11 protein-coding genes are annotated in these 9,262 nt (G+C 61.3%); 4 read left to right on the forward strand and 7 right to left on the reverse strand.

What is annotated here, in order from left to right; all coding sequences use genetic code 11:
• Nucleotides 1–32 precede the first annotated feature (32 nt).
• From glpK to ACEWPL_RS13995, 3 genes are all read right to left on the reverse strand, one after another.
• The gene (glpK, locus tag ACEWPL_RS13985) at nucleotides 33–1,532 is read right to left on the reverse strand and encodes a glycerol kinase GlpK (protein WP_393934488.1); all 1,500 of its coding nucleotides are present in this window, start codon (nucleotides 1,530–1,532) and stop codon (nucleotides 33–35) included.
• Between the two features lie 191 nt (nucleotides 1,533–1,723).
• Complete coding sequence (glpD, locus tag ACEWPL_RS13990) at nucleotides 1,724–3,325, reverse strand: glycerol-3-phosphate dehydrogenase (protein WP_393934487.1); 1,602 nt, start codon at nucleotides 3,323–3,325, stop codon at nucleotides 1,724–1,726.
• Nucleotides 3,326–3,370: 45 nt separating this feature from the next.
• Complete coding sequence (locus ACEWPL_RS13995) at nucleotides 3,371–3,571, reverse strand: hypothetical protein (RefSeq protein ID WP_393934486.1); 201 nt, start codon at nucleotides 3,569–3,571, stop codon at nucleotides 3,371–3,373.
• Here ACEWPL_RS13995 and ACEWPL_RS14000 point away from each other — a divergent pair.
• Nucleotides 3,570–4,337: a DeoR/GlpR family DNA-binding transcription regulator gene (locus tag ACEWPL_RS14000; RefSeq protein ID WP_393934485.1), complete on the forward strand. Its 768-nt coding sequence runs from the start codon at nucleotides 3,570–3,572 to the stop codon at nucleotides 4,335–4,337. The two genes, ACEWPL_RS13995 and ACEWPL_RS14000, sit on opposite strands and share 2 nt — an antisense overlap.
• Here ACEWPL_RS14000 and fliP read toward each other — a convergent pair.
• Genes fliP through fliF form a run of 4 tightly spaced genes read right to left on the reverse strand, consistent with a single transcriptional unit; the run spans nucleotide 4,334 to nucleotide 7,561 of the window.
• Nucleotides 4,334–5,062 carry a flagellar type III secretion system pore protein FliP gene (gene fliP / locus ACEWPL_RS14005; protein ID WP_393934484.1) on the reverse strand — a complete coding sequence of 243 codons (729 nt, stop codon included), beginning with the start codon at nucleotides 5,060–5,062 and terminating at the stop codon, nucleotides 4,334–4,336. The genes ACEWPL_RS14000 and fliP overlap by 4 nt on opposite strands.
• On the reverse strand, nucleotides 5,059–5,358 hold the full coding sequence (locus ACEWPL_RS14010; protein ID WP_393934483.1) for a FliM/FliN family flagellar motor switch protein: 300 nt from the start codon (nucleotides 5,356–5,358) through the stop codon (nucleotides 5,059–5,061). Before ACEWPL_RS14010 ends, fliP begins: the two co-directional genes overlap by 4 nt.
• Nucleotides 5,355–5,942 carry a FliH/SctL family protein gene (locus ACEWPL_RS14015; RefSeq protein ID WP_393934482.1) on the reverse strand — a complete coding sequence of 196 codons (588 nt, stop codon included), beginning with the start codon at nucleotides 5,940–5,942 and terminating at the stop codon, nucleotides 5,355–5,357. Before ACEWPL_RS14015 ends, ACEWPL_RS14010 begins: the two co-directional genes overlap by 4 nt.
• The gene (gene fliF, locus ACEWPL_RS14020) at nucleotides 5,942–7,561 is read right to left on the reverse strand and encodes a flagellar basal-body MS-ring/collar protein FliF (RefSeq protein WP_393934481.1); all 1,620 of its coding nucleotides are present in this window, start codon (nucleotides 7,559–7,561) and stop codon (nucleotides 5,942–5,944) included. The genes ACEWPL_RS14015 and fliF overlap by 1 nt, the downstream gene beginning before the upstream one ends.
• Before the next feature lie 122 nt (nucleotides 7,562–7,683).
• Between fliF and ACEWPL_RS14025 the strand changes: the two genes are divergently transcribed.
• The 3 genes from ACEWPL_RS14025 to ACEWPL_RS14035 are packed head-to-tail and all read left to right on the forward strand — an operon-like array spanning nucleotide 7,684 to nucleotide 9,140.
• On the forward strand, nucleotides 7,684–8,184 hold the full coding sequence (locus ACEWPL_RS14025) for a flagellar basal body-associated FliL family protein (protein WP_393934480.1): 501 nt from the start codon (nucleotides 7,684–7,686) through the stop codon (nucleotides 8,182–8,184).
• A 9-nt stretch (nucleotides 8,185–8,193) separates the two neighbouring features.
• Complete coding sequence (locus ACEWPL_RS14030; protein WP_393934479.1) at nucleotides 8,194–8,559, forward strand: hypothetical protein; 366 nt, start codon at nucleotides 8,194–8,196, stop codon at nucleotides 8,557–8,559.
• Nucleotides 8,556–9,140, forward strand: coding sequence for a MotE family protein (locus ACEWPL_RS14035; RefSeq protein WP_393934478.1), 585 nt, complete (start codon nucleotides 8,556–8,558; stop codon nucleotides 9,138–9,140). The genes ACEWPL_RS14030 and ACEWPL_RS14035 overlap by 4 nt, the downstream gene beginning before the upstream one ends.
• Nucleotides 9,141–9,262 lie beyond the last annotated feature (122 nt).

The following is a 9,262-nucleotide window of genomic DNA, read 5'->3' on the forward strand; positions in this document are numbered from 1 at the left end:
GCTTCTGGAAAGCCTTGTCTTCCGGAGCGTGTTCAGAAGACCTGCGCCGCTTGGACAGCACGGCGCCAGGCCTGATACTTGGTATCTCGCAGCTGCTCGGGCATCTTGGGCGTGAATGTGCGTTCCAGTGTCCACATGCGGGCAAAGCCATCCTGCCCCGGATAAAGCCCTGCGCGCTCGCCCGCCAGCCAAGCGGCTCCCATTGCCGTTGTCTCGAGCGTCGCGGGCCGGTCAACCGAAGCGCCGATGATGTCCGAGAGGAATTGCATGGTCCAGTCCGAGGCGCTCATCCCGCCATCGACGCGCAACGTGGCGGCCGCGCCCCCGCCGTCGGTCGAGCAGCTCCAGTCCAGATGCATGGCCTCCAGAAGATCGCGTGTCTGGTATCCAACCGCCTCGAGCGCCGCGCGTGCCAACTCGGCGGGACCGGAATTACGCGACAGGCCGAAAATCGCGCCGCGGCAATCGGCATTCCAATAAGGCGCCCCGAGGCCGGTAAACGCAGGGACAAGTACGACATTCTGGCCCGGATCCGCAGCCTCTGCCAGGGGCTGGGTTTCGCTGGCGGCCCGGATCATCTTGAGGCCGTCCCGCAGCCATTGGACAACCGCCCCAGCAACAAAAATGGACCCTTCAAGCGCATATGTGACCTGCCCGTCCAACTGATAAGCGATCGTGGTCAGCAATCGGTTGTTCGACTTCACCGGTGTTGACCCAGTGTTCAGCAAGGCAAAGCACCCGGTTCCGTAGGTCGATTTCAGCATGCCGGGCTCAAAGCAAGCCTGCCCGATGGTGGCGGCCTGCTGATCACCCGCAACGCCGTAAATGGGAATCGGCCGCCCGAACAAATCATCGCGAGTGACGCCGAAATCCGCCGAGCAGTCACGCACCTCGGGCAGCATGTTCATGGGGATGTCCAGAAGATCGCAGATCGTCTGGCTCCATCGGCCTTTGCGGATATCATAAAGCAGCGTGCGCGCGGCATTCGTGGCGTCGGTGACGTGCGAGCTGCCGCCCGTTGCCTTCCAGATCAGATAGCTGTCGACCGTGCCGAAGAGCAGATCGCCCGACCTGGCCTTTGCGCGGGAACCCTGGACGTTGTCGAGGATCCATTTGAGCTTGGTGCCGGAAAAATAGGGATCGAGGAGCAGCCCGGTTCGCTCGCTGACCATGGCCTCGTGGCCAGCCTCCCGCAGAGCGTCGCAGATCGCCGATGTACGCCTGTCTTGCCAGACGATCGCGTTATGGATCGGCTTGCCTGTCTTGCGATCCCAAACCAGTGTCGTTTCGCGCTGATTGGTGATGCCGATGGCGGCAATATCGGCCGCCGTGGTACCGGCCCGTTCGATCACTTGGCGGCACGTGCCGGCGACGGTCGACCACAGATCTGAGGCGTCATGTTCGACCCAGCCAGATTGCGGATAATGCTGAGGAAACTCCTCCTGGGCGACGGCGGCCACTTGCAGTGCCTCGTCGAACAGGATGGCGCGGCTGGAGGTGGTGCCTTGGTCGATCGCTAGTATGTAGGTCATGGTGTCTCGAAGTTGCCGATGCAAATTTTAGGGCGTCGCAAGAGGCGGTCACGGAGTCCGGGCCGTTTTCACGCTACAGGATATTTTGCGAAGCTCCTAGTTGGAGGTTCTGAACGATGTATTGAGGCCAGATGAGGCAGGGTTTGGACTGAGGAAACCGCACTAGGCGGGACGATCTTGTAATGAGCACGTTATAGATCCGCCTGGGCCAGCTCTGCGCCATGGCGTAGGCGCCGCGCAACGTATCGTTGCAGCGTCTCTACTTGCGCTGCACTTAAGCGAAGGCCCAGTTTCGTTCGGCGCCACAGAATATCCTCGGCGCCGCGGGCATATTCATGCGTCATAAGCCAGTCCACTTCGGCAGCGGTCAGATCAGCGCCGAAATCCTCGCCAAGGTCCGATGTGCTGCGAGCGCTCTGAAGGATGTCTTTTGCCTCGGTGCCGTAGGCGCGGATCAGGCGCCGGGCCCATGCGTCGTTCAAAAACGGATAATCATCCATCAGCCGCGAAATCAGGCCTTCGACATCTGCGACCGCGAAGTCCCCGCCGGGCAGTGGGACGCCAGCGGTCCATTTCGAAGGCACTCCGGCCATTTCGTTCGTGACCAGATCCAGTACGCCTTCGGCGAGTCGGCGATACGTCGTGATCTTGCCGCCGAAAATGTTGATGACAGGCGCGCCTGCGCTGCGATCGACTTTAAGCGTATAGTCCCGCGTGGCGGCCGTAGCGGAGGAGGCGCCATCATCATAGAGGGGGCGCACGCCGGAATAGCTCCAGACTATGTCGTCGGCGGAAATGGGGGTCTTGAGATAGGCGTTGACGAAGTCGATCATGTAGGCCTGCTCGGCCGGGGTGCAGACGGGGGGCACCTCTGGATCTTCGTGCGCCTGATCGGTGGTGCCAATCAGCGTGAAATCCGTCTCGTAGGGAATGGCGAACATGATGCGTCCGTCAGTGCCTTGAAAGAAATAGCATTTATCGTGGTCAAAAAGGCGGCGGGTGACGATGTGGCTGCCGCGTACGAGCCGCACACCGTCTTTGCTGCGCGAATGGATCGTATCACGGATTACCTCGCCCACCCAGGGCCCGCCCGCGTTGATGATGATGCGCGCGTGGATCATGCGGGTCTCGCCTGTGTCGACATCCTTCAGCGTGACGGCCCAGACGCCGTCCTCTTGCTGTGCCGAAACGACGCGGGTGCGGGTGAGAATGGTGGCGCCGCGCGCTTCCGCATCGCGAGCGTTCAGCACGACCAGCCGTGAATCCTCGACCCAGCAATCCGAGTACTCGTAGGCCTTGATAAACCGTGCCTGCAGGGGCCGCCCCTCGGCCGATGAGGCGAGATCGAGCGTCGTGGTGCCTGGTAATATCTTGCGGCCGCCAAGGTGATCATAGAGGAAAAGACCCAGCCGGATCAGCCAAGCCGGCCGGCGCCCCTTCATCCACGGCATCACGATGTTGAGAAGGCGGGACGTCGGGGTATCGCTCTCGAACCGCATATCCTTGTGATAGGGAAGGACAAAACGCATCGGCCAAGAAATGTGCGGCATTGCGCGAAGGAGGGTTTCGCGCTCGATCAGGCTTTCGCGGACGAGGCGAAATTCGAAATATTCGAGGTATCGCAATCCACCATGGAAGAGCTTGGTCGAGGACGATGAGGTCGCCGAGGCCAGGTCCGACATCTCGGCCAGCGTGACGCGAAGGCCGCGCCCCGCGGCATCTCGCGCGACGCCGCAGCCGTTGATGCCGCCGCCGATCACCAGCAGATCCTGAATTTCTTCATCACGCGGCACGTTCGACACTCCCGGCTGACGGCGCCTATGCGCCTCGTGCGCACATTAGCAAAGCGCGGCAAAAAGAACATGGTTTATTTTCGTTTTTGTTCGCTTTTCACTGGCGATTTTCTGAAGGGTGGATAGGCTGGCTTGGCGGTATCGGCGATCTTTGGCAGTTAAGGCTTGCCCCAACAGGAGCGCCGGAAGAGCGCGCCGCAACACAGTGCAGAAATGCGTGTCTGCTTTATTTGATGGATGGTTCATGTCCCAAACCTTTCGGCACCCGGAAATTCTCGAGCTTGCCCGGCGCGATGGGAAGGTGACCGTCGAAGGTTTGGCAGAGCACTTTGGTGTAACCCTGCAGACCGTTCGACGCGATTTATCGGACCTGTCTGATGCCGGCCGGCTGGAGCGGGTGCATGGCGGCGCGGTCCTCCCGTCGGGAACGATCAATATCGGCTATGAGGAGCGGCGCAGGATCAACGCGGATGGCAAGCGCGCCATTGCCCGGGCCTGCGCCGCTCGTATTCCCGATGCCAGCGCGATCTTTTTGAATATCGGAACCAGCACCGAGGCGGTGGCCGCCGAGCTGATCCACCACCGCAACCTCCTGGTGGTCACCAACAATATGAACGTGGCGAATATTCTGGCGCAGAACCGCGAATGCGAGGTCATCGTTACGGGCGGTTGCTTGCGCCCGTCCGATGGTGGTCTGACCGGGGACATCACGAAGGCGGCGATCAATCAGTTCAAGTTCGATATCGGTATCATAGGCTGTTCGGCCATTGATCCGGATGGCGACATCCTCGACTTCGACGTTCAGGAGGTGGGTGTCAGCCAGGCTATTCTTGGGCGCTCGCGGCATCGGATGCTGGTCGCCGATCATGGTAAATTCAAGCGCATCGCCCCGGCACGGATTGCCCCGTTGGCCGAGATCGACATGCTGTTCACGGACAAGCCAATCGCCGCGGGGCTGCGGGAGCGTTGTGACGCTTGGCGCACCGAGGTCATTTTGGGAGCCGGCGATTAGAAATACCCGCGCACCAGACTGCCTGCGATAAGGGACCACCCATCTGCGATCACGAAGAAGGCCAGTTTGAACGGGAGCGAGACGATAGCGGGAGGAACCATCATCATGCCCATCGACATCAGGATCGCCGCGACGACGAGGTCGATGATGAGAAACGGCAGGAAGACCAGAAACCCGATCTGAAATGCGCGGGCTATTTCGGACAGAAGAAAGCTGGGAATAAGCACCGAAAGGGGTGCCTCGGGCCCGGGCGCGATACCGGCTGCATCGGGACGAAGGGCGGCCATCGCGGCGAAGGTATCGCCGTCGAGCCGGCCCGCCATAAAGGTGCGGAACGGCTCAAGAGTGCGCGGCACGGCGGTTTCCAGGGGAATCGTTTCATTCAAAAGGGGGCTGATGCCCTGCTCCCAGGCGGTCATGAAGACCGGCTCCATGACGAAATAGGTCAGGAAAAGCGCGAGGCTGACGATAAGCATGTTGGGTGGCGATTGCTGCAGGCCGATGCCTTGGCGCAAGATGCCGAGCACAGTCACCATGAAGGGAAAGCAGGTGATCATGATCGCAAGGCCCGGCGCAAGGCTGAGCACCGTGATCAGCGCCAGAAGCTGCAATGTGCGCGCCGACAGGGATCCGTCATCTCCCAAAGAGAGTGAGATGTCTTGTGCAGCCGCCGGGGCGGCCAGAAGCGCCAATCCGATCGCTGCCAGCGCGAAGGCTCGTATCATGCGAGGCCATCCTGAAGGTCGGCGACTTCGGTAAGGCGCACGGCCAGCTGGCCTTTCTGATCGCCTTCGAGTTCCTCAAGCTCGCCGCGGGCGATAAGGCGATCTCCGACATAAAGTTCGACCGGATCATCGACCCTCTTGTCCAGCGGCAAAACCGCGTCCTTGCCCAGTTTGAGCAAGTCACGGATGAGGGGGCGCGCCTTGCCGACAGAGATCGTGATCTCGATCGGGACGGACGAAAACGGGTTCGTCTGCTCGGTTGTGCGCGCCTGTGCGCCGACGGGGGCATCCATCATGCTGTCTCCTTCTTGTGTTCTTCGAAAAAGCCGCTGACTGCGGTATCAATCTGTTTCAGCACGGCATCGAGATCGATTTCCTGCTCGCTGCCGGCCACGCGGATGTGGACCTGCCCGTCGCCCAGCGACGGCTCGATCTCTATCGTGACATCGGTGATGTCCCGGTCTTCGATCAGCGTTTCGAGGGCCTCGGCATTGTTCGGTGCCGTGACGAGGCGCATGGGGCCGGCCATCACGCTGCCGGCCATTTCTTCGAGCGTCTCGATCACGCGGTCTCCCAGCGTGAGGCGCGCCATCCGGGGCAGGACGCTGTTGACCATACCGGTCATCAGGGGGCGCAAGGCCGCCAGCAGGTCGCGCTGCGCCTCGGCCATGGTGAAGGAAATGTCCTGCAGGTTGCCCGCAAAATCCGAAGACACCCGGTCGGCCTCGTCCTTGGCCGCTTTGACGGCATCCTCCCACCCCGCCTTGTAGCCTGATTCGAAGGCCTCGAGCCTTTTGTCCTCGAGCGAGACATCGGTGATCGAGAGGCTTTGCGCTCCGGTCTCGGTGGTGAAATCTTCCAGCAGATGCGCGATGCTCATCAGGCGTTCTCCTCTTCGCCTTCCAGCCAGTTGCGCAGGATCTCGACTGTTTCCTCCTGTCGATCGGTGATCATGCTCCGCAGCTTCGCCACCGGGTCTTCGCCGGCTTCGCGGCTGGCGGCGATGGCGCCTCGTCCTGAGACAACGGGAAGGCTGGCTTCGTCCATGTCCGAGGTGTCGATCTCGCCCGTCAGGGCGGCCTGCGCGGTGGTGGAGGCCTGATCTGCCGTCTCGGACGGGGCTCCGCTGCGCGGGGCCTCGAGGGCAGGTCTATCGGCCTCTCGCGATTGCGAGAGGATGGGGCGGATGACGAAGAGGCCCAAGACCAGGGCAACGATCCCCAATACGGCAGCCTGAATGAGAGACATCATGTCGAGGCCCATCCTCATCCAGATCGAGGGCTCGGCCGCGGTTCCGGAAATGGTCAACGGCTGAAATTGGAGCGTTTTTAGCGTGATGACATCGCCGCGCGCCTCGTCGAAGCCGACGGCGGAAGCGACCAGATCGCGCAGCGCCTCCATCTCGGCCTCGGGGCGGGGCGCATATGTCTCGGTGCCGCTTTCGTCGAGACCGGTGGTGCCGTTGACCAGCACGGCCACGCTCAGACGCTTGATGGCGCCCGGCGCCTGGGTGATCTCGCGCTCGGTCTGCGAGACCTCATAATTGATACGCTCGCGTGTTTCGTTCGTCTGACTGTTGGAGCTATCGCCGCCAGCCGCGTCCCCATCAGGCAGATTGGAGGCGACCGTCACGTCGCCGCCACCCTGATCGGAGGCCGAGTTGGTGCGCTCTTCGGTATCCGTACTGATCGCAACGCGGCTGTCGGGATCAATCGTTTTCTCGCGGATCAACTCCGTCGTCTTGACCGTGTCGACGCTGACCTCCACGACGGCGTGACCAGGGCCGACGCGCGCCTCCAGCAAGCGCTGAACACGTTGACGCAGGGCATCCGAGCGGTCTTCGCCGACATTGGTCGGTGCTTCTTCTGCGCCGCCGATCAGGCCTCCACTGCTGTCGATGATCGACACGTCATCCGCCGTCAGCCCCGCCACCGCGCTTGCCACCAGAAACTTGAGGGCCTGCGCCTGTTTTGCGGGCAGATCGCTGCCGGACGAGGTAATCATTACGGAGGCCGTGGGGCGCACATCGCGTTGGAACGGGTTTGATCCGGTATTCGCGATATGAACCCGTGCGGCGATGATCACCGGATTGGCCACGATCGTGCGCGCCAGTTCGCCCTCCTTGGCGCGCCAATAAGCAGCGTCGAACATTTGCGATGTGGTGCCGAAGCCGGACAGCGTGTCGAGCAGCTCGTACCCCTGGCTGGAATTGCTGGGGAGACCCTCGCTGGCCAGCGTCATGCGCAGGGTATCGCGCTGGGCCGAATCGACGAAGATGGCGCCGCCGCGCACCTCATATGTCACGCCGCGCTGCTCAAGGGCGCGCACGACCTCACCGGCTGGGCCGCTTTCGAGGCCCGCATAAAGCAGATTCAGGCTGGGCGTCGTTGCCATACGCGACAGGCCCAGAACAGCCGCGAACATTGCGATGGCGGCGAGGATGATGATGATGCGTTTGCGCGGATCCAGAGTGGTCCAAAGGGTCGCGATATTCTGCAATTTCTTTGCCTCCTCATGTCCCGCGTTCTGCCGGACGTTGAGGTCATGTTTGGCTCATCAGCCTTAACAATCGGTTAGTGCCTGATGGTTATGTTGCCGGGGACAGCAAAGAGGTTCGCATTATGGCCAAGACCAAAGAGGATACAGGCGAGACGCCTACGAAAAAGTCGAAACTGCCCATTATCATAGGGCTTGCCTTGGCACTCGCCGGTGGTGGCGGGGGATTTTACGCAGTGTGGTCAGGACTGATTCTGGGGCCCGAATCGGCGGGGGATCATGCACCGGAGAAGGCGGATGATCATGCCGTTGCCAGTGCTATTCCTGACGTGGCCTATGTGCCCATCGAGCCGCTGGTGATCTCGCTGGGGGACGGCGCAACCGGCAAACATCTGAGATTTCGCGCGCAGCTTGAAGTCGTGCCTGCCTACCGCGCTGAGGTGGAGCATTTGATGCCGCGGGTTGTCGATGTGCTGAATTCTTATCTGCGCGCACTTGAACTGGCTGATCTGACGGACAAGGCGGCGCTGGTGCGGCTTCGCGCTCACATGTTGCGCCGTCTGCAAATCGTCACTGGAGACGGGCGGATCAACGATCTGCTCATCATGGAATTTGTACTGAACTGAGGACCTGACATGGAACTGATCGCTGATATCTTGCTAGTGGCGGGCGCATTGGGCGCCGGATTTTACTGCTATGTTCTTGGACGCCGGCTGAGCCGGTTCAATGATCTCGAGACTGGCGTGGGCGGCGCTGTTGCCGTGTTGTCAATGCAGGTGGATGACCTCACCAAGACATTAGAAGCCGCGCGTAACACTGCGGGCGCATCGGGAGAGGCTCTTGAGACGTTGACGGAGCGCGCGGAAACCGTCGCCAAGCGACTCGAACTCATGGTCGCCTCCATGCATGATCTGCCGCCTGCGCCGCCGCCTGCGCTCGAGCCGAAAACCCCCTTGGGCCCGATATTCCGCCGCCATGATTCGACGAGCGCGTCGCAATGAGTAGGGCGGTGAAACGCCGCCGGGGCAAGACCATGCGCGGCGCGTTGACGCTGGTGGCGTCTCTTCTGATTTTATCTGCGGTGCTGCGGATTGGCGGCGATGCGGGGCGGGCCTGGGCGCGAGCGTCCGATGCTCCTGAGCGTGAGGTGGCCGTCGTCGAATGCACGACCGAAGACGACCTGCACGATATGCTCAAGAGCTTTCAGGCGCGCGAGGCGCAGGTCGCGCAACGCGAGGGCGAGATCATTGACCGTCAGCAGGCGCTGAAGGTGGCTGATCGCCAGATCGAGAGCAAACTCGCCCAACTGAAGGCGGCCGAAGAAAAGCTACGCCGCACCCTGACCATTGCGGATACTGCAGCAGAAAGCGATATCGACCGGCTGACCAAGGTCTATGAGAGCATGAAGTCGAAAGACGCGGCGGCGCTCTTCGAGGAAATGGATCCAGATTTCGCTGCGGGGTTTCTTGGCAGGATGAAACCTGACGCCGCTGCAGGGATCCTGGCCGGGCTCAGCCCACAGGCCGCGCATACATTTTCCGTCGTTTTAGCGAGCCGGAATGCAGGCGCACCCAAGGAGTGATCCGGCGATCACTCAGCGAATATTAACCTGCGCCGGGCACACTGCTGTTGATTGTCACTGAGAACTGACCCGGCAACTGCAGAAATTGTCATCGAGAATTGACCCATGTGCAACCTTGCCCC

It is taken from the genome of Roseovarius roseus (assembly GCF_043355935.2).
Taxonomy (GTDB): Bacteria; Pseudomonadota; Alphaproteobacteria; order Rhodobacterales; family Rhodobacteraceae; genus Roseovarius; species Roseovarius roseus.